Annotated in this window: 21 protein-coding genes; 17 read left to right on the forward strand and 4 right to left on the reverse strand. The window is 50.0% G+C overall.

The window, feature by feature from the left end; translation table 11 throughout:
- The first annotated feature begins 49 nt into the window (after positions 1 to 49).
- Positions 50 to 1,054 carry an acyltransferase gene (locus tag MD588_RS11970; RefSeq protein ID WP_265697511.1) on the forward strand — a complete coding sequence of 335 codons (1,005 nt, stop codon included), beginning with the start codon at positions 50 to 52 and terminating at the stop codon, positions 1,052 to 1,054.
- A 37-nt stretch (positions 1,055 to 1,091) separates the two neighbouring features.
- Here the strand turns inward: MD588_RS11970 and MD588_RS11975 are convergent, their stop codons facing one another.
- Positions 1,092 to 1,424 (reverse strand): DUF2500 domain-containing protein, encoded by a 333-nt coding sequence (locus MD588_RS11975; RefSeq protein WP_265697512.1) that lies wholly within the window; start codon positions 1,422 to 1,424, stop codon positions 1,092 to 1,094.
- A 282-nt stretch (positions 1,425 to 1,706) separates the two neighbouring features.
- On the opposite strand from MD588_RS11975, the gene MD588_RS11980 reads away from it, so the two are divergent.
- From MD588_RS11980 to MD588_RS12000, 5 genes are all read left to right on the forward strand, one after another.
- Positions 1,707 to 2,072 carry a DUF4145 domain-containing protein gene (locus MD588_RS11980; protein ID WP_265697513.1) on the forward strand — a complete coding sequence of 122 codons (366 nt, stop codon included), beginning with the start codon at positions 1,707 to 1,709 and terminating at the stop codon, positions 2,070 to 2,072.
- A gap of 1,051 nt (positions 2,073 to 3,123) precedes the next feature.
- A complete protein-coding gene (locus tag MD588_RS11985; RefSeq protein ID WP_265697514.1) occupies positions 3,124 to 3,747 on the forward strand; it encodes a lysoplasmalogenase in 624 nt (207 codons plus the stop codon).
- A 98-nt stretch (positions 3,748 to 3,845) separates the two neighbouring features.
- The gene (locus MD588_RS11990) at positions 3,846 to 4,157 is read left to right on the forward strand and encodes a putative signal transducing protein (RefSeq protein WP_265697516.1); all 312 of its coding nucleotides are present in this window, start codon (positions 3,846 to 3,848) and stop codon (positions 4,155 to 4,157) included.
- Positions 4,158 to 4,238: 81 nt separating this feature from the next.
- Positions 4,239 to 4,496, forward strand: a complete 258-nt coding sequence (locus MD588_RS11995) for a YecH family metal-binding protein (RefSeq protein ID WP_265697517.1) — start codon at positions 4,239 to 4,241, stop codon at positions 4,494 to 4,496.
- A gap of 154 nt (positions 4,497 to 4,650) precedes the next feature.
- On the forward strand, positions 4,651 to 5,244 hold the full coding sequence (locus MD588_RS12000) for a YhgN family NAAT transporter (protein WP_265697518.1): 594 nt from the start codon (positions 4,651 to 4,653) through the stop codon (positions 5,242 to 5,244).
- 109 nt (positions 5,245 to 5,353) lie between these two features.
- Here the strand turns inward: MD588_RS12000 and MD588_RS12005 are convergent, their stop codons facing one another.
- Positions 5,354 to 5,620, reverse strand: coding sequence for a DUF1145 domain-containing protein (locus MD588_RS12005; protein ID WP_265697519.1), 267 nt, complete (start codon positions 5,618 to 5,620; stop codon positions 5,354 to 5,356).
- Entirely contained in the window at positions 5,617 to 6,222 is a 606-nt protein-coding gene (rsmD, locus tag MD588_RS12010; RefSeq protein WP_265697520.1) for a 16S rRNA (guanine(966)-N(2))-methyltransferase RsmD, read from the reverse strand. The genes MD588_RS12005 and rsmD overlap by 4 nt, the downstream gene beginning before the upstream one ends.
- 187 nt (positions 6,223 to 6,409) lie before the next feature.
- On the opposite strand from rsmD, the gene ftsY reads away from it, so the two are divergent.
- The 9 genes from ftsY (at position 6,410) to glpD (ending at position 16,315) form a co-directional block, all read left to right on the forward strand.
- Positions 6,410 to 7,804 (forward strand): signal recognition particle-docking protein FtsY, encoded by a 1,395-nt coding sequence (ftsY, locus tag MD588_RS12015; RefSeq protein WP_265697521.1) that lies wholly within the window; start codon positions 6,410 to 6,412, stop codon positions 7,802 to 7,804.
- A gap of 3 nt (positions 7,805 to 7,807) precedes the next feature.
- The gene (gene ftsE, locus MD588_RS12020) at positions 7,808 to 8,476 is read left to right on the forward strand and encodes a cell division ATP-binding protein FtsE (protein ID WP_265697522.1); all 669 of its coding nucleotides are present in this window, start codon (positions 7,808 to 7,810) and stop codon (positions 8,474 to 8,476) included.
- Entirely contained in the window at positions 8,466 to 9,392 is a 927-nt protein-coding gene (ftsX, locus tag MD588_RS12025; RefSeq protein ID WP_265697523.1) for a permease-like cell division protein FtsX, read from the forward strand. Before ftsE ends, ftsX begins: the two co-directional genes overlap by 11 nt.
- Positions 9,393 to 9,514: 122 nt before the next feature.
- Positions 9,515 to 10,375 (forward strand): RNA polymerase sigma factor RpoH, encoded by an 861-nt coding sequence (gene rpoH, locus MD588_RS12030; protein WP_265697524.1) that lies wholly within the window; start codon positions 9,515 to 9,517, stop codon positions 10,373 to 10,375.
- Between the two features lie 520 nt (positions 10,376 to 10,895).
- Positions 10,896 to 11,225, forward strand: a complete 330-nt coding sequence (glpE, locus tag MD588_RS12035; protein ID WP_265697525.1) for a thiosulfate sulfurtransferase GlpE — start codon at positions 10,896 to 10,898, stop codon at positions 11,223 to 11,225.
- Between the two features lie 20 nt (positions 11,226 to 11,245).
- Entirely contained in the window at positions 11,246 to 12,076 is an 831-nt protein-coding gene (glpG, locus tag MD588_RS12040; RefSeq protein WP_265697527.1) for a rhomboid family intramembrane serine protease GlpG, read from the forward strand.
- Positions 12,077 to 12,352: 276 nt separating this feature from the next.
- Positions 12,353 to 13,723 (forward strand): glycerol-3-phosphate transporter, encoded by a 1,371-nt coding sequence (gene glpT / locus MD588_RS12045; RefSeq protein WP_265697528.1) that lies wholly within the window; start codon positions 12,353 to 12,355, stop codon positions 13,721 to 13,723.
- Positions 13,724 to 13,820: 97 nt separating this feature from the next.
- The gene (locus MD588_RS12050) at positions 13,821 to 14,582 is read left to right on the forward strand and encodes a DeoR/GlpR family transcriptional regulator (protein ID WP_265697693.1); all 762 of its coding nucleotides are present in this window, start codon (positions 13,821 to 13,823) and stop codon (positions 14,580 to 14,582) included.
- A 212-nt stretch (positions 14,583 to 14,794) separates the two neighbouring features.
- Positions 14,795 to 16,315: a glycerol-3-phosphate dehydrogenase gene (glpD, locus tag MD588_RS12055; RefSeq protein WP_265697529.1), complete on the forward strand. Its 1,521-nt coding sequence runs from the start codon at positions 14,795 to 14,797 to the stop codon at positions 16,313 to 16,315.
- Positions 16,316 to 16,383: 68 nt separating this feature from the next.
- Here the strand turns inward: glpD and MD588_RS12060 are convergent, their stop codons facing one another.
- Positions 16,384 to 16,797, reverse strand: a complete 414-nt coding sequence (locus tag MD588_RS12060) for a flagellar basal body-associated protein FliL (RefSeq protein ID WP_265697530.1) — start codon at positions 16,795 to 16,797, stop codon at positions 16,384 to 16,386.
- A 169-nt stretch (positions 16,798 to 16,966) separates the two neighbouring features.
- Here MD588_RS12060 and MD588_RS12065 point away from each other — a divergent pair, with 169 nt between their 5' ends.
- Both MD588_RS12065 and ubiA read left to right on the forward strand, forming a co-directional pair.
- Positions 16,967 to 17,515 carry a chorismate--pyruvate lyase family protein gene (locus tag MD588_RS12065; RefSeq protein ID WP_265697531.1) on the forward strand — a complete coding sequence of 183 codons (549 nt, stop codon included), beginning with the start codon at positions 16,967 to 16,969 and terminating at the stop codon, positions 17,513 to 17,515.
- On the forward strand, positions 17,506 to 18,366 hold the full coding sequence (gene ubiA / locus MD588_RS12070) for a 4-hydroxybenzoate octaprenyltransferase (RefSeq protein ID WP_265697533.1): 861 nt from the start codon (positions 17,506 to 17,508) through the stop codon (positions 18,364 to 18,366). The genes MD588_RS12065 and ubiA overlap by 10 nt, the downstream gene beginning before the upstream one ends.
- The last annotated feature ends 328 nt before the right edge of the window (positions 18,367 to 18,694 follow it).

An 18,694-nucleotide genomic window follows, 5' to 3' on the forward strand; every position in this document is an offset into this window, starting at 1 on the left:
GCTGCTATATTAACTACAGGATTGATGTTTGGAATGTGGAGACTGACGGGTGAGGCAAAAGGTTGTCTTTTTTGATTTACTGCGCTGTGTTGCTGCCATTGCTGTGGTGGTGATCCATGTCCTCGGCCCCTACCGTGAGTTGCTCGGTGAGATCTCTGACAGTGCCTGGATAACGGCCACGACGTTTAATAGCTTCAGTCGTTGGGCGGTACCGGTCTTTATTATGATCACCGGCGCCCTGATGCTCAGTGATACCCGCGAGTTTGATGCCGGGTATTATGTCAGGCGGCGGCTCGGCAAGGTGTTGGTGCCTTTTCTGATGTGGTCGCTGTTTTATGCGGTGTTGTCAGGTTTGACAGCATCCGGCTATGATGCTGCCACCGCGCTTGAAACCCTCAAGACAATGCCTGAACATGAAACCTACTATCACCTTGGTTTCTTCTATTATTTTATCCCGCTATATTTCGTTGTGCCTTTCTTCCGCCACTATGTCCAGCATACCGATCGTACCGGAGCGATAGGGCTGACGTGTGTCTGGCTGATTCTGACCACCTTGTTTCTCTTTAAGGTGGATGGCTTCTGGACACATCAGCTGATTTTGTATAGTGGTTACTTACTTCTTGGCTACTGCTTGTTTCAATACCAGTGGCCGGCGCTAAAGTGGCTGGTGGTGCTAGGCAGTGCCGGTTTGTTCCTGACCGACTATATGGTGCTCAGTAATAGTTTTGCTGTTGGTGAATATACGGTTGGACGGTGGATGTCCTATAAAACACTCAATACTGTGTTTATTGCCGCGATGATCTTCTCCCTGTGCCGGTACTATAGCGAACGGTTCAGCCCGAAATGGCTGGAGCGGGCTGCATTCATGAGCCGCTATAGCCTGGGTATTTATCTTCTGCACCCGATTTTTTTATGGCCGGTCCGTGAATATGACCTGTATTTTGCTCATCCACTTATCATGATCCCGTTTTGGACGGTGATTGCTACCGGGTTGGCCCTCACGGCGAGTTGGATGCTGGCTAAGAGCCCAAAGACAGCGTGGCTGGTTCCTTAGTTCAGGGCCACCGCTGTCTGGGAGCGATTGATAAAAATTAGTCACGATGTAGGGCAAAATGAACGAAATTAAGGCCACTATACGTCAATAGGCCGCGATCGCCGGGGGTGAGTGCGTGGTAGTAATGAATGCCGACCATAAATTCGCGTTTGGGGCCGCCTTTGGTCGGCTGAACATAAATCCAATATTTCTCGTCATCTTCACCGGGTTTGGCGCCAATGACCGCGACACTTTGTTTGTCCAAGACTTCGACGTCAATTTTTTTCTCGGGGGCATTTTCACCCAGCATATGACGGCGGTAGAAACGAATGTAGTAAAGAATGGCAATAATAAGCAGAGCGACAAGCGTTAGCACAATCCCTATTGGCATGAATGAACTCCTTGATTAACCGGAAAACCCGGTGCGCATCATTATTATTGAGCTCTGCGTCTGACAGTACATTTGAAAGGGTAAATCGTGATCTCGGTGGGCTTTTACCTTGGGCCAAATAGGCAAATATACGGTGAGCCAATATTGTTGTTTAGAGGCCTGACCTGACATGGAGCAGCGTGTAAATCAGTGTCATCAGGCTTTGCATGACTATCAAGTCACGGTAAGGTAATACCAAGCTGAACAATTAGTTATGACAGAGAGCAGAAAGGAAGTCAGTTTATGGCCAATATAGAGTTAGTGGTGACTCGCTCAAGACGGATTGAGCACTTGCTACGCCAGCATTATCATGCCGAGGGAAAAGGGTTGCACCAGCTGATTACTAGCTGTGAAGAGCGCTTGCCTCACGAGATCATTCCCAAGCTACGCTTTATTGCATCGGTGCGAAATAAGACCGTTCATGAAGAGGGATATAAATTGGACGACAAAGCCGGCTTTCTTTCTGCCTGCCGCGCCTGCGAGGATGAACTGACACCCCGTAGTGGGCGTTTTGTGTGGACGGTAGCGGCAATGGTCGTGCTGGGGTTTACCGCTTTGGCTATCTGGTTTTATTCAGAACATTGGCACCATATAGATCTCACCCCCTAACTTTTTACGTATTGTCACAGGCGTCTTCATAACTGATTGTTTTTCAGTTTTCTAATTCTTCTGGCTAAGTCCGCTATCTGTCAAATATCACTCAAAACGAAAAAAGGTGCCTATAGGCACCTTTTTTTTGAATTTTTTATTTTGCTTAGTAGATAACAGGCAGCGTCATTAAACCGACAACCACTGCGATCATCATAAGCCCTTGTTTTTGAGATGAGGTAAACATAGTGAGGCTCCTTGTATTGCTGCTTGATTCGTCTTGTTATTTACAATAGCACTATTTTTGGCTTTTAGGCAAGTTCTGATGCTGTTTTTCTTCAATAAAAACATTTTTCATGAGTCTTATGGGGCTATAAAAGGTCTGAATGGTGTTACTTTTGGCTGGAGTGAAAAATATCCAGGTGGTGTTATATCTGTAACTTTTGGCTTAAGTTGTTGTTTTTGCTGGTGTAAATATGGTTAACAAGTAACCTTTATTGTCTTGATTAATTTTACGTTGTTTTTGTCGATCAATCTCTGCTGTAAGCTGTCTGGTGCTACTTTTTTGTAATTTACTCGATTTGGTGGTGACGAAGGTGTGATGAGGATCTGATTGCTATAGATAATTATGCTTAACGTTCAGAAAGATAGCGTTAAATAACTTCGCTTTTGATACCTGTTGGCTGTGTCTCTGCCATGCCGCGATTATATTGTGCTTTATCGTGTTTAATGTGTGTAAGTCATTGATAGTTAGTTAGTGGTCATAGGGTTTAATTTCATTACAACGGGCGTTGCAAACAGAAATCGTCCCCCTTATTGTGGCAACAACATGCTATTCATTCTAATCGCAACCAAGCAAACGTTTGCTTGGTTGTTTCTGTTATTTTGAACCTTATGCAATAGGGAGATGATAAGATTGGTGGGATATTTTTGTATTCATGATAGTTCACCGTTGTTTTTTCAGGGGCGTTATTGTGTTTTTATAAGCGGTGTCTAGTTCTCGCGGATCCCTGCTAGACAATCTTGACTGGCTTTCTAAACTGTCCCTGCTTATAACTATAACGGTGATGCTATGTGGATTTGGTTAGCCATCTCTTTATCTGCTTTATTACATATTACAGCCGCCTACCATGGACCCAAGTGGCAGTTTTATTTCTTCAAACCATTCACGATGGGGCTGTTGCTGTTATTAGCCTGGCAAACAGGTCTCGATAGTCTCTATCATCAGGCTATTTTTATCGGTTTGCTGCTATCGGTTGTGGGTGACATTTTTCTGATGCTCCCTAAGGACAGGTTTGTGCCTGGATTGGTGAGTTTTTTGCTGGCCCATGTGGCTTACTCACTGGCGTTCTGGAGCCAACTTGACGGCAGCATGGTGTGGTGGCTACCAGCGATGCTGTTTGGCGGTGGGATCATTGTTTTTCTTCTTCTATTACCTTCTTTGGGTCGCTTAATTGCTCCTGTTGCAGTGTATATTGCGATGATTGTCCAGATGACGTGGGCGGCGGGTGAATATTGGCTAACGGTTGGCTCAACCGCAGGGCTGCTGGCATTTGCCGGTTCGCTAGTGTTTATGCTGTCGGATTCGGTACTGGCCGTGGATCGTTTCCGGGGTCCATTCAAGCCATCGGTTGCGGTGATTATGTCGAGCTACTATCTGGCTCAATCACTGTTTGTTGCGACATTATTGGTTTAGACGGCAGGCCCTGAGTCGTTTCATAAAATATGACTGAAAGAAAAAAGTGGTCGCCAGGGTCTGTGTTAGTCGAGTTGGCGCTCAATAAGGAGATGAAGATGGCCGGAGCATGGATCAAAATCTATGACGCGAGTAATAACCTTGAGGCCCATAGTATTAAAGGCATGCTGGAGAATGCGTGCATAGAGGTACATCTTAGCGGTGAAAGTCTGGGAGCGGCGGCGGGTGAGTTGCCTGCAGATGTGCTTCAGGTCGGCGTATGGGTGCACGAAGAGCAGAAACAGGTGGCGCGAGAGTTACTCCAGGCCTATGAAAACAGAAACTGTCATGATTGGGTATGCCCACAGTGTACGGAGCGCAACGAAGGCCAGTTTGAGATTTGCTGGCAGTGTGGCCACGACAAGCCTTAAAACATATATTTTAAATACCCTTACTTGTTCTGAGTCAATCACCTCACTGAGTAGTATGGTTTAATAGTATTCTTCGTTTTAATGACTGCGAGTAATACCATGACCCAGATCCACGCTCACAATGTCCTGAATATACTGCTTGATGCCAAAACGCCTTATTCTGTTGAGTCGCTAAAACAAGCTGTTGTCGCCGAATATGGTGAAGACGTGCGTTTTCATACCTGTAGTCTGCAGGATTTAACCTTCGATGCGCTGTTAACTTTCTTGCTTGATCGCCGCAAGGTTATTCAGGATGGAGATACAATTACCGCCAATCGTGAACGCATGTGTAGCCATTAGGCCTTCCCCCCTAAATAGATTGCTCTGAAGGTGGTAAAATTATCGCCACCTTTTTGTTCGTTTGTTATACTTTCCCGCTTCTAGTCAGCTTTCTGGCTGACACTGTTATTTTTCTTAATCTTCTTACGATTAATCTCTGTCTGAGGTCTGCTTTGTGGAAATAATCTCTGCGGCGGTCATGTTATTTTTGATCATGGATCCGCTCGGTAACCTGCCGGTAATGTTATCGATCCTGCGGCATATTGAGCCGAAAAGGCGGCGAGTCATCATGGTTCGTGAGCTCCTGATCGCCTTGGTTATTCTGCTGGCCTTCCTATTTGGTGGCCAGAACCTGCTTAATTTCCTGCACGTATCGGCGGAAACGGTCAGTATTTCAGGCGGCATTATTCTGTTTTTGATCGCGATCCGGATGATTTTCCCTCAGCCGGGCGGGGTAACGGGTCTGGCTGCCGGCGAGGAGCCGTTTATTGTACCGATGGCGATCCCGATGATTGCCGGACCATCGGTGTTGGCCTCCTTGCTACTACTGTCAAACCAGGAGCCAGGGAGAACCTGGGACTGGGTACTGGCCGTGTTGCTGGCCTGGGGGGCATCGTTTGTTATTTTGATGTTTTATGAAGTATTTAACCGTCTGTTGGGCGAGAAGGGCCTAAAGGCTGTCGAGCGCCTGATGGGTTTGCTGTTGATTATGATGTCGACCCAGATGTTCCTGGATGGGGTACGCAATTTCTTCCAACTGGGCGGGTAGAACGATTTGGGAAAGAGTGGCCGATGGCCATCAGAACCCAGAATCAAAATAAAAAGCGAGAGCCAAAAGGCTCTCGCTTTTTTATCCATTGTCAGCATGCTTTATGCATTTACATCATATGCTTGCGTCGGATGTCGAGCAGGGCAAAGATACCGAAGATCAGAATCGACCACTTTTCCCATCGGCTCATTGTGATCTTGTCGCCGAATGCACCGATGAAGATCAGCATTTGCAGGCCGTGCATCATCAGCAGGAAGCCCGTCATGATATACAGTGCCATGGCGGCAACGCCCGGAAACGGATTAAAAATATTCACCAGCAGCACCAGCCAGACAAAACCGATGGCGGCTTTTGCCAATAAAATTAGCGCTTTCATGCATCCTCTCTCTCAAATAGTCGGTAACAAACTTGACCGGCTGTTTTTTCCTTGTGTAAATGCCAGTGGGCCGGTGTATCGGGATCCCCTAGCTCTTTTTCTGCCTCGATATAAATTATGGCATGGGGTGCCAGCCAGCCGTTGGTTTCCAGCAGGGTGATCACCTCTTGCAGCAAATTTTTTCGAAATGGCGGGTCGATAAAGACAATATCATGTGGTGTACCTGACTGGCTGAGGAAGGCCAGGCTGTCGGTTTGATGGATTTTGGCATTGTCGGCGCCGACGGTAAGGCGATTTTTTTCTAGTTGGTCGGCCGCTTTTTTGTCCAACTCCAGCATGGTGACACTGTGTGCCCCACGAGACAGTGCCTCGAAGCTCAAGCTACCGCTGCCAGTAAACAGATCCAGGCACTTTGCCTCATGAATATCTGGTGCTAACCAGTTGAAAACTGTCTCTTTTACACGGTCCGTCGTGGGTCTGAGGCCTTCAACATCATGAACCGGAAGTTTACGTCCGCGCCAGCGGCCACTGATGATTCTTACGAACCCTTCCCGGCGGGTAGTTGGCATATTTCGCCCGGATTGTTGTCTGCGTCTCGTCATAGATTTCTTCGACCGTTTAGAAAATGATAGTATACCCAAACTACCTCAAGATGCAGAGTTCAGTGAGAATTCAGTGGCTTTCAGGCTGGGTAGCCATATGAGCAAATAGTGGCTCTATGTGAAATATGGCATAGTTATACCGGTTTTTAGGCTGCAAATTGTACCAATCAAGCTCTAGGATTTGCCAATGGCAGAAAAAAAGAAACGCGGATTATTTTCGTGGCTGGGTTTTGGTTCTGAAGAACAAGCCGAGCAAACAGAACAAAGCAAGGACCCTCAACAGGTCGACGTAGAGGCGGAGGGCTCACAGACAGCCTCTGCTCAGGATGAAACGGCAGCGGCGAAAGCGGCAGAAGAAGCCGAAGCCTTGGCAGCGGCGAAAGCGGCAGAAGAGGCCGAAGCCAAGGCAGCGGCGAAAGCGGCAGAAGAGGCCGAAGCCTTGGCAGCGGCGAAAGCGGCAGAAGAGGCCGAAGCCTTGGCAGCGGCGAAAGCGGCAGAAGAGGCCGAAGCCTTGGCAGCGGCGAAAGCGGAAGAAGAGGCCGAAGCCTTGGCAGCGGCGAAAGCGGCAGAAGAAGCTGAAGCCTTGGCCGCGGCGAAAGCGACCGCAGACACGGAAGCTGTCGCTGATCCTGCTGTACACGAGCAGGAAAAGCCTAAGAGTGAAGGTTTCTTTGCCCGCCTGATGCGTGGCCTCAAGAAGACCAAAACCAACTTTGGCTCAGGCTTCTTTGGTCTGTTTAGCGGTAAAAAAATCGATGACGAGCTGTTTGAGGAACTGGAAGAGCAGTTGCTTATTGCTGATGTCGGTATGGATACTACGCTGAAAATTATCGAAAACCTGACCGAGAAGGCCAGCAGTAAAGATCTGAAGGATGGCGAAGCCCTCTACGGTCTGCTGAAAGACGAGCTGGGTGAAATGCTGGAGAAAGTTGAGCAGCCGCTAGTGGTTGATACCAGCAAGAAGCCGTATGTCATTTTGATGGTTGGGGTTAACGGTGTGGGTAAAACAACCACTATCGGCAAGCTGGCCAAGCAGTTCCAGAATGAAGGCAAGTCGGTGATGCTGGCTGCCGGTGATACCTTCCGTGCTGCTGCGGTTGAGCAGTTGCAGGTATGGGGTGAGCGTAACAATGTTCCTGTTGTTGCCCAGCATACCGGTGCTGACAGCGCTTCGGTTATTTTTGATGCGATTGAATCTGCCAAGGCACGTAATGTTGACGTAGTGATTGCCGATACGGCAGGCCGCCTGCAGAACAAGGGCAACCTGATGGAAGAGCTGCGCAAGATTGTGCGCGTTATGAAGAAGGTTGATCCACAGGCGCCGCACGAAATTATGCTGACTGTCGATGCCGGTACGGGTCAGAATGCGATTAGCCAGGCGAAACTGTTCAGTGAAGTCGCTCCGGTATCGGGGATCACGATCACCAAGCTGGACGGTACGGCGAAGGGCGGGGTGATTTTTGCCGTTGCCGATCAGTTCAATATCCCGATCCGTTATATCGGGATCGGTGAAGGCATTGATGACTTGCGTCCGTTTGCGGCGAGTGAATTTATTGAAGCTCTGTTTAGCGACGAGGAATAAATCGTGATTCGGTTTCAGCAGGTAAGTAAGGCTTACCGTGGTGGGCGCCAAGCCCTGCAAAAAGTAGACTTTCATCTGCAACAGGCAGACATGGCTTTTTTGACCGGCCATTCCGGTGCGGGTAAGAGTACCCTGCTGAAGCTGATCTGTGCGATTGAGCGGCCGAGTGATGGCCAGATTTTTTTCAATGGCCATGAAATTACCCGCATTGATAACAAGCAGATCCCCTTTCTGCGACGCAACATCGGGATTATTTTTCAGGATCACAAGCTGCTGATGGGGCGCACGGTATATGACAATGTCGCTATGCCGCTGCGGGTCGAGCAGGCAACGGAGAATGAAATTAAGCGACGGGTGTCTGCGGCATTGGATAAGGTTGGCTTGCTAGACAAGGCCCGTTGTCTGCCGGCTCAGCTGTCCGGTGGTGAGCAGCAACGCGTCGGGATTGCCCGTGCCGTGGTCAATAAGCCGAGGTTATTGCTGGCAGATGAGCCGACCGGTAACCTCGATGCTGAATTGTCTCAGCAGGTCATGCGGTTGTTTGAAGAGTTCAATCGGGTTGGCGTCAGTGTGCTGATGGCAACCCACGACACATCGCTGTTGACCACTCATAATTACCGGCGTTTCGATTTGCAGCAAGGACACCTAAGGGAGATGGCACGTGGCGCGTAAGCAAAATGGTTTCTTTGCTGTGCACAAGCAGCAATGTCAGGAAGCACTAACTGAGTTGATGCGACGTCCGCTGGGTAATTTCCTGACTCTGGCTGTGCTGGCCTTTGCCTTGACGTTGCCAGCCAGTTTCTATCTGCTGGCGAAGAATGTCACTTTGGTGGCTCAAGCCTGGCAGAATCCCACGCAACTGACCTTGTATCTGGAGCAAAATATTGCTGATCCAGTGGCCAGCCAGTTTAGTGATCAGCTGCAGTCCTGGCCGGAAGTCGAATCCGTCGACTATATTTCTCCTCGTCAGGGATTGCAGGACTTTCGCGAGCATGCGGGCTTTGATCAGGCGCTGAGCCTGCTGGACGAAAACCCGCTGCCGGCGGTCGTGGTGGTACGCCCGGTTGTTGCATGGCAGGGTAGCGACAAGGCGATCCAACTGGCAGCCAAGATCCGCACCGAACCAACAGTGAACGAAGTCCGGCTGGACAGTGACTGGCTGCAGCGACTGGCTGCAATTAAAGAGCTGGCGGTGACTCTGGCCCTGTTGATGTCCGGGCTGATGTTGTTTGCGGTTTTTCTGATTGTCGGCAATACGTTACGCCTGCAGGTCCAGAACCAGAAAGATGAAATTCAGGTCATGAAACTGGTCGGGGCGACCGACAGTTTTATTCTGCGTCCCTATCTCTATACCGGGGTCTGGTATGGCTTGATTGGCGGGATCGTGGCCTGGGTATTGACGGCTATCGTGACTATACTGCTTGATGGTGCGGTTGCAAAGTTGGCCTCGTTATATGACAGCAGTTTTCGCATGGTCGGGTTACGCTGGGATGAGACCTTGATTTTATTGATGACAGCATCGTTTCTTGGCCTGTTGGCAGCACGTCTTTCTGCCGGCCGCCATTTGAAAGAAATTGAACCTATCTGACGTTTTTAACTCTATAAATGGTGTAAATTACGCGACTCGCTTGCAAAGGTGCTCTGTTTCTGGGCATTATTACAGGTTCAAGCAATTTCCCATTGGTACAAAAAACACACGAGGTTTGTTGGATGGCACAAGAGATGACATCAATGGCTTTAGTTTCTGCAGACAGTCTGGATAGTTATATCCAGAGCGTTAACAGCTATCCAATGCTGTCGGCCGAGCAGGAACGCGAGTTAGCTGAGCGTCTGCATTATGATGGTGATATCGATTCGGCGAAAGGTCTGGTCATGTCTCACCTACGTTTTGTTGTGCATGTGGCACGTGGCTATTCTGGTTATGGCCTACCAATGGCTGATTTGGTTCAGGAAGGCAACATTGGCCTGATGAAAGCGGTAAAACGTTTCAACCCTGAAGTCGGAGTGCGTCTGGTTTCCTTTGCTGTGCACTGGATAAAGGCTGAAATTCACGAATATGTTCTGCGTAACTGGCGTATTGTGAAGGTTGCCACCACTAAGGCCCAGCGCAAGCTGTTCTTTAATCTCCGTAAGTCGAAAAAGCGTCTTGGCTGGTTTAATAATGCCGAAGTCGAGATGGTTGCTGAGCAACTGGGTGTTGAGGCCAGTGAGGTTCGCGAGATGGAATCACGTCTTGCAGCCCAGGATCCAACTTTCGAAATGCCCTCTGAAGATGATGATCGTGACGGCGGCTATACGGCACCGGTTTATTTTCTTGAAGACAAGTCGTCGGATGTGGCATTGAGCTTTGAAGAGAATAACTGGGAAGCCCATGCGAATAATCGCCTGTCGCAGGCTTTGGGTGGTCTTGATGAGCGTAGCCAGCATATTGTCCGCTCGCGTTGGTTAGACGAGCAAAAAGCGACGTTGCAGGAATTGGCAGATCACTATGGCGTGTCTGCTGAAAGGATCCGTCAGCTGGAGAAGAATGCGATGAAGAAACTCAAAGATGCCGTCGGAGACGCAATCTAAGGATCCTCGCAAACTATCCACAATTTAGAATTTTCGAAAACCGGCCTTGCGCCGGTTTTTTTATGCCTGATTTCTGAGAGATACCTCACGTTTGTGAGTATCATTGTGAATGATATCCAATGTTATCCACAGCTTTTGATCGGATCCGATCTACATATAGTGGATCCAATCTTGACGAAACACATTATCAACGCAATTCACAGTTTTTTCCACAGCTGGTGGTATTTTGAGCGCCATAAGGGAGGGGCTGAGCGAAGGGGGCGGGTGACGCCTTGCCGTACCTGAGTTTACGCTTAAAAAGACGTAGCCGGGATAGCCCTACTATCTGTGCGAGGTTGTGAGTAACTTTGTGGGGTACAATAGCCAGCAATAATATTTTGGCCTGCATTTTTGGCCGGGATCCCAAAACGGACGATCATCACGTTTTGAGCCGATGATCTGATCAAGCCGATATGGGGAGATTCAACAACATAACAGGCTATTCATAAAAATAGCGGATCTGATAGAGAACGAGGCAGTCATGGAACAGTTTGAGCATATTTCGGTTGAACAGGCATACGCACTATTGCAGCAGCCAGAGCTTGGAGGCGTGCTGGTTGATATTCGTGATCCGCAGTCTTTCGCGTTGTCTCACCCAGAGCCAGCCTTTCACCTGACTAATGATACAATGGTGGCGTTTATGGATCAGGTTGACTTCGAGCAGCCTGTCATTGTGATGTGCTATCACGGTGTAAGCAGCCAGGGCGCGGCACAATACCTGATTAATCAAGGCTATGAAACCGTGTATAGTCTTGATGGTGGTTTCGAGGCCTGGCGCCGCCAGGCATATCCTTGTATTCAACGGGCATAGGCCTGTTTGCGGAGTGACAGATGCATCGGTTAGCCGGATTAAACAATCCTCGCCAGGCACAGGCGTTTATCGACTATATGGCCTCACGGGGGATCGCCCTGTCTTTGGCCCCGGAGCCGGAGGGGATGTTTGCAATCTGGCTGGAGGACACCCAGCACCTTGTCGAAGTACAGGCTGAGTTGAACCAGTTTTTGAACAACCCGCACGATACCAAGTATCAGGCGGCTTCCTGGGACACGGCAGAAACCCGAACGGCAAAGTTCCATTATGGCAGTCCGGATCTGCTGGCAATCATTAAGTCCCAGGCGGGACCGTTCAGCCTGTCAGTGATGGTCGTCGCCATTGCGATCTATGGGCTCTGGCTGCTTGGTTTACAGCAGCCTGTGTTTAATGTGTTTCATTTTCCGCTGATGGAGGGTGATCAGTGGCAGCTATGGCGTTTCTTTACCCATGCCCTGATCCATTTTTCCACCCTGCATATTATCTTTAATTGCTTATGGTGGTGGATCCTCGGCGGGCAGCTGGAGCGTCACAGTGGCAGTGCCAAGCTGGTGCAGCTCTTTTTGATTTCGGCGCTGGTTTCAGGCTTTGCGCAATTTTGGCTGCATGGCCCGAATTTTGGTGGCCTTTCTGGTGTGGTGTACGCGCTATTGGGCTATATCTGGTGGATGGGGTGGCTGGCCCCGCAGCGTGGTTTATCGATCCCCAAACCCTATGTCGCCTTTATGCTGGCTTGGCTGGTATTGGGCTTTGCCCAGCCGTTTGGAATGTCGGTGGCCAACATGGCCCACTTGTTTGGTTTGATCAGCGGCTGTGGGCTGGCCTTGGTGGATGCCAAGCTTCGACGCTAGGACGTTTGTTGTCAATTTCAGCGGTGAACTTGGCCAAGTTTAAGTTCACCCCTGCTGTTGATTTGCCAATGTGACTCAGACATTCGTCAAAAAAATAGAGTAAAAGCACCATTACTGAAAATTAAATCTTCGTATTTGATTCTTTTCACATTTTCTTATCTTCATTCGAGCAATAATTTGCACACATTGAGTGATTTTGTTTATTTTCGCTCGCCCTACATTTGCGTTTACGCAAACCATCGCTAAAACAACAACAAGATTTTTAAGGAACATTTTATGTTTGGCATCTTTAAACCCGCTATGCATGCGGAGCGTCTGTCTGATGGACAGGTCGATCCCGTATATAAGCGCCTCCGTTGGCAACTCTTCGCCGGTATCTTCTTCGGTTATGCCGGTTACTACCTAGTACGTAAAAACTTCAGTCTGGCAATGCCTTTCCTGATTGAAGAATACGGTTATAGCCGCGGTGATCTGGGCGTGGCGTTGGCGGCCGTTTCTATTGCCTACGGCTTGTCCAAATTCCTGATGGGGAGCGTATCGGACCGTTCGAATCCTCGCTACTTCCTGGCGGCTGGTCTGACGATGTCAGCGTTGGTCATGTTGTGCTTCGGCTTCATGCCATGGGCAACGGGCAGTATTGCTGCGATGTTTATCTTGCTGTTCCTGAACGGCTGGTTCCAGGGGATGGGGTGGCCTGCCTGTGGCCGGACCATGGTGCACTGGTGGTCACGCAAAGAGCGTGGTGAAATTGTATCGGTATGGAACGTTGCCCATAACGTGGGTGGTGGCTTGATTGGCCCGATGTTCCTGCTTGGCCTGTGGGCATTCAATGACGACTGGCGCACAGCCTTCTATGTTCCGGCTTTCTTTGCCCTGTTGGTGGCCGCTTTCACTCTATTGGTGATGCGTGATACGCCTCAGTCTTGTGGCTTGCCGTCAATCGAAGAGCACAAGAACGATTACCCAGATAACTACGACGAGTCACACGAAAAAGAGATGACCGCGAAGGAAATCTTCTTTAAGTATGTGTTCAATAACAAGCTGCTATGGTTCATCGCTATTGCGAATGCTTTTGTCTACATGATCCGCTACGGGGTATTGGACTGGGCGCCGGTCTACCTGAGCGAAGCGAAGCACTTCACCGTCGACAAATCGTCTTGGGCTTACTTCCTGTATGAGTGGGCAGGTATCCCGGGTACGCTGCTATGTGGCTGGATGTCGGATAAATTCTTTAAGGGCCGTCGTGCACCGGCAGGTATCCTGTTCATGGCATTGGTTACCGTGGCAGTATTGGTCTACTGGTTCAACCCGGCCGGTAACCCGACTATCGATATGATTGCGCTGGTTGCTATCGGCTTCCTGATCTACGGCCCAGTTATGCTGATCGGTCTGTATGCCCTAGAGCTGGCTCCGAAGAAAGCGGCGGGTACTGCTGCCGGTCTGACGGGTCTGTTCGGTTACCTGGGTGGTGCGGTTGCAGCGAACGCAGTCCTTGGCTACACCGTTGACCACTTCGGTTGGGATGGCGGCTTCATGGTGTTAACTGCATCTTGTGGCATGTCTATTTTCTTCCTGACCCTGGCACTGATTGGTGAAAGCAAGCTTCACAAAGAAGTCGAGGGTAAACAAGTGGAACAAAGTGCGTGATTGAGAGCGCCATCATTGGCATCTTGATAGCGCTGTAGGTAATATGACAAGGCTTCGCATTCGCGGAGCCTTGTTGCAACTAGGAGCAGCGTTAGCAGTGAAGCAAAGCAAACGTCACCAGGAAATCATCGATCTCGTTAAAACCCAGGGCTACGTCAGCACTGACGATCTTGTTGAGCGTTTTAACGTGAGTCCTCAAACTATCCGCCGTGATCTTAACGAGCTGGCCGCAGATAATAAAATCCGCCGTCACCACGGTGGTGCCACGATCCCGTCCAGCTCCGTCAATACCTCTTACAGCACCCGTAAGGTGATGCAGTTGGCAGAAAAAGACTGTATTGCACAGGCGATGGTGCAGCATATCCCGGACGGTGCGACGCTGTTTATCGATATCGGGACGACGCCGGAGGCGGTTGCCCGCGCCTTGTTGGAGCATAACGATCTGCGCGTTGTCACGAATAACCTTAACGTCGCCAGTATCCTGACTGGCAAAGATGACTTTCGGGTCATCCTGGCAGGGGGCGAGGTTCGCAACCGTGATGGCGGTATTGTCGGCGAGGCAACCCTGGATTTCATCTCCCAGTTCCGGTTGGACTTCGGCATCATGGGGATCAGCGGGATTGATCTCGATGGTTCATTGCTGGATTTTGACTACCACGAGGTACGCGTCAAGCAGGCGATTATTGAGAATAGCCGCTGCGTAATGCTGGGTGTCGATCATACTAAGTTCGGTCGTAATGCGATGGTCAATCTTGGTGATATCAGCCAGATCGATATGCTATTTACCGATCAGGAACCACCTGCCGAGCTATCTAAGCGATTGGTCGAGCACGAGATCCATACGGAAATTATCAGTTAACGCTCCGGTTTGGCAGGCTTCACTCTGCCAATCAAGATATTGACGGGCTGCCAGAAATGGCAGCCCGTTTTTTTTCGTATTGCTAGCACGATCTACTTTATGCGTAAAAACGAACATATTAATGATGATCTTGATCAATACATTGTCTATGATGTTCGTTATCGAGCATGAGCGAGCGTTTTGGAACTTTTTGATTTCGGGTGAGGTAGAGTATGACGGTAGCAACAACTGAGGTTTTGGATTTAATTGTCGTTGGTGGTGGGATCAACGGGGCCGGTATTGCTGCTGACGCATCTGGTCGCGGCCTGAGTGTCGGCTTGTTTGAGGCCAGTGATTTTGCGTCCGCGACGTCATCGGCCAGCTCGAAACTGATCCATGGCGGGTTACGCTACCTTGAGCACTATGAATTCCGTTTGGTTGGTGAGGCATTGGCAGAGCGCGAAGTGCTGCTACGAAAAATTCCGCATATTGCCCGTCCAATGCGCTTTCGCCTGCCACACCGTCCGCACCTGCGCCCGGCCTGGATGATCCGTGCCGGCCTGTTCCTCTATGATCACTTGGGTAAGCGCACCACACTGCCAGCCAGCCAGGGGCTGAAGTTCGGCCAAGATTCCGTATTGATACCGGAAATCACCAAAGGGTTTGAGTATTCTGACTGTTGGGTCGACGATGCTCGTCTGGTCGTGCTTAATGCGATGGAAGTGGCTGCCCGTGGGGGCGAGGTGCGCAATCGCTGTAAAGTGGAAAAAGCGATACAGGAAGACGGGCTGTGGCGTGTGACCGTACGAGATACGCTGAGCGGTGAAACCTTTGAACGTAAGGCCCGTGCCTTGGTCAATGCTGCTGGCCCTTGGGTGAAGGCTTTCTACGACCAGAGCCTGGAAGCTAAGTCCCCACGTAATATTCGCTTAATCAAAGGCTCTCACATAGTGGTTCCGCGAGTCCACGACCAGCCACAGGCCTATATTCTGCAAAATGAAGATAACCGAATTGTGTTTGTGATCCCCTATCTTGACCGTTTCTCGATTATCGGTACAACGGATGTGGAATATCAGGGCGATCCGCGTGAGGTAGCGATAGATGACAAAGAAATCAGCTACTTGCTAGAGGTTTACAATAACCACTTCACCAAGAAGCTGGAGCGTCAGGATGTGGTCTGGACTTACAGTGGGGTAAGGCCGCTCTGTGATGACGAATCGGACTCACCGCAGGCGATCACCCGAGACTATACTCTGGAGTTGCAGCAACAAGGCACCGAAGCACCAATACTGTCGATTTTTGGTGGCAAGTTGACGACGTACCGTAAGTTGGCTGAGGCGGCCATGACCAAGCTGGCGCCATTCTTCCCGCATATGGGAGCGCCGTGGACCGCAGAGGCCTACCTGCCGGGCGGAGAGGCGGACTTCGATGGCACTAAGCTCGCGTCTCACCTGCAGCAACAGTGTCCGTGGCTGTCGCGCTTAACGGTTGAGAGGCTGGCTACTAACTATGGCAGCTATGCGCTTAAATTGCTTGATGGCATGAACACGGAGTCGGATATGGGGCAGCATTTCGGCGAAGGACTCTATGCCCTTGAGCTGGATTATTTGATTGAGCATGAATTTGTGCAGCTGGCCGAAGATGCCTTGTGGCGCCGGAGTAAGCTCGGCCTGTATTTGAGTGCGGAGCAGCAGAAAGCGGTGGCGGATTATATTGCGGTAAAGTCTCAGTCGCAGCCAGCGGCGGCTGCGTAAAAGCCACGCGTTGCTGAGTTAACGAAAAAGGCGCCCATCAGGCGCCTTTTTTGATCGCCAAGCGGTGATCACTGATAGAGGTATTTGGTAAATAACAGCTCGGTCAGGATTTTTTGGTTGGTTTCGGCAATCAGCAGCTCATTGACCTTATTAAGGCAGAGCTGGCGAACTTCTTCACGGCCTGCCAGGGATTTAATCCTGGCCTCTGGCTGCTGGCCGATGATGTTGATGATAGCATCACGGATCAGTGGAGCATGATGCTCGACCTGCTGAATGAGGTCGGGATCGGCCACCATAAGGTCGACCTGCAGCCGCAGGTATCCAATCCTCTTACCCTGGGTGACATAGTTGGTCGTGATGTCGGGCTCGAGGGTGTAATAAGTGTATTGTGGTGTCGCCATGGCTGCATCTTCCGCTGCGGCATAATTGGGGGCCAGCAGGGCGGCAAAAAGCAGGGTAAAGCCAAAGATTGTCGGTTTCATTATTACACTCATGGATTTACAGCCTTTTCAGGCAATGAATTGCGTTCTTTCGATCGTAACGATATTCGTACCCGTTACAGCTTGCTACAATAGTGTTTCTTCATGGTAATAAATTAACCGTAATCTACCAAGCCTTAGATGGCTATTTGGTGGAAGTTTTATTGGAAAAATGTCGAAATTCAAGCAGTTGTATAAACCCTTGCTGGATCGTGCCCAGTGGCAGGCACCAGAAGAAACAGCCGTTGAAGGGACTGAGTTTGGGCATTGGTTGCTTGAACCGGATTCATTGTCGCGTCGTTTTCAGCGCCATTGTGACCACTTTACGGTGTCATTGATTGAGCAGTTAAAGATAGAAAAATCGCAGTTGCTGGACGATGAACGTGCCTTAATTGGTGATGTAGACTGCCTGCTGCGTAAGGTTGTTCTGATGGGAGACGGCACACCTTGGGTGTTTGCCCGTACTCTTATCCCATTGCCGACACTGACTGGGCAGGAGAGTGACTTGGAGCAGCTCGGTGAAATGCCGCTGGGTTTTCGGGTATTTACCGATCGCAGTGCTCGACGTGATGCATTGGTGGTGGCGAATGTGGGATCGGACGACAGGCCATTGTGGGCCCGCCGCTCCCGATTATGGATCAATGAAAAACCCCTGCTGGTGGCAGAGCTGTTTTTAGAGGATGCACCGGTGTATGCAAAGGAGAGTCAAAGTTGGAAATGACCAAAGCCAAAGCCTATTGGCAGTTAGCGCGATTTGATCGCCCGATCGGCAGTTTGTTGCTGCTTTGGCCAACGTTATGGGCATTATTTCTGGCTGCTGACGGTTTTCCTGATCCCCAGGTCTTGGTGGTGTTTGTACTTGGCGTGATCTTTATGCGGGCGGCCGGGTGCGTGATTAACGACTTTGCCGATCGTAACTTTGACGGCCATGTTAAGCGTACAGCCCAGCGTCCTATGCCGTCGGGCAGGATCTCTGAACGTGAAGCGCTTGGGCTGTTCGGCCTACTGGTGCTGGTTTCTTTTTTGCTGGTGCTGACCATGAATACCCTGACCATCATGCTATCGGTGGTCGGCTTGCTGCTGGCAGCGGCTTATCCGTTCATGAAACGCTATACCCACTTGCCTCAGTTGGTTTTGGGGATGGCATTTGGCTGGTCAATCCCGATGGCGTATGCGGCACAGGCCGGTGAGCTGCCCGTAACAGCCTGGTTGTTGTTTGTTGCCAATATTTTGTGGACGATTGCCTATGATACCCAGTATGCGATGGTCGACCGTGACGATGATGTGAAGGTCGGGATCAAGTCTACGGCGATCCTGTTCGGGCGTTTTGACAAAATTATTATCGGCTTACTACAGCTGGCGGCACTGGTTGTACTGATTTCGATTGGCGCGGTACTGGCATTGCCCCAGATTTACTTCTGGTTCCTGCTGGCAGCGGCGGCGTTGTTTGTCTACCAGCAGATGCTGATCCGCGGCCGCGAACGCGAGCCCTGCTTCAAGGCATTTCTCAATAACAACTATGTTGGGATGTTGGTCTGCCTCGGTATGGTCGCCAGTGTCTGCCTGAACTGATCACGGTTAATGAAGACGAGAAAAAGCGCCTGAGGGCGCTTTTTTTGCCTCTGTCGACTGGGTTGTTTGGTCGCTGGTAACTGATGAGGCTTTTGACCTCCTGTAAGCGAAAAGCTGTACAAGCTGTTTGATATGATGGCGCAGAACTTGACGCTTCCAAGTAATTGTCTTTTGTAACAGTGGTTTAGCTTATTTTTTATATGGTTGTACAGGTTTGCGAGCTATTGGTTACCTATAGTCCAAAAGCTGCACTGGCTGCCTAACAACGGTTTGCAGATATAAAAAAGCTGGCTCTTAACAGAGCCAGCTTTTAGCCTTTCTAGGTTCT

Source organism: Photobacterium obscurum (assembly GCF_026191635.1).
GTDB lineage: Bacteria > Pseudomonadota > Gammaproteobacteria > Enterobacterales > Vibrionaceae > Photobacterium > Photobacterium obscurum.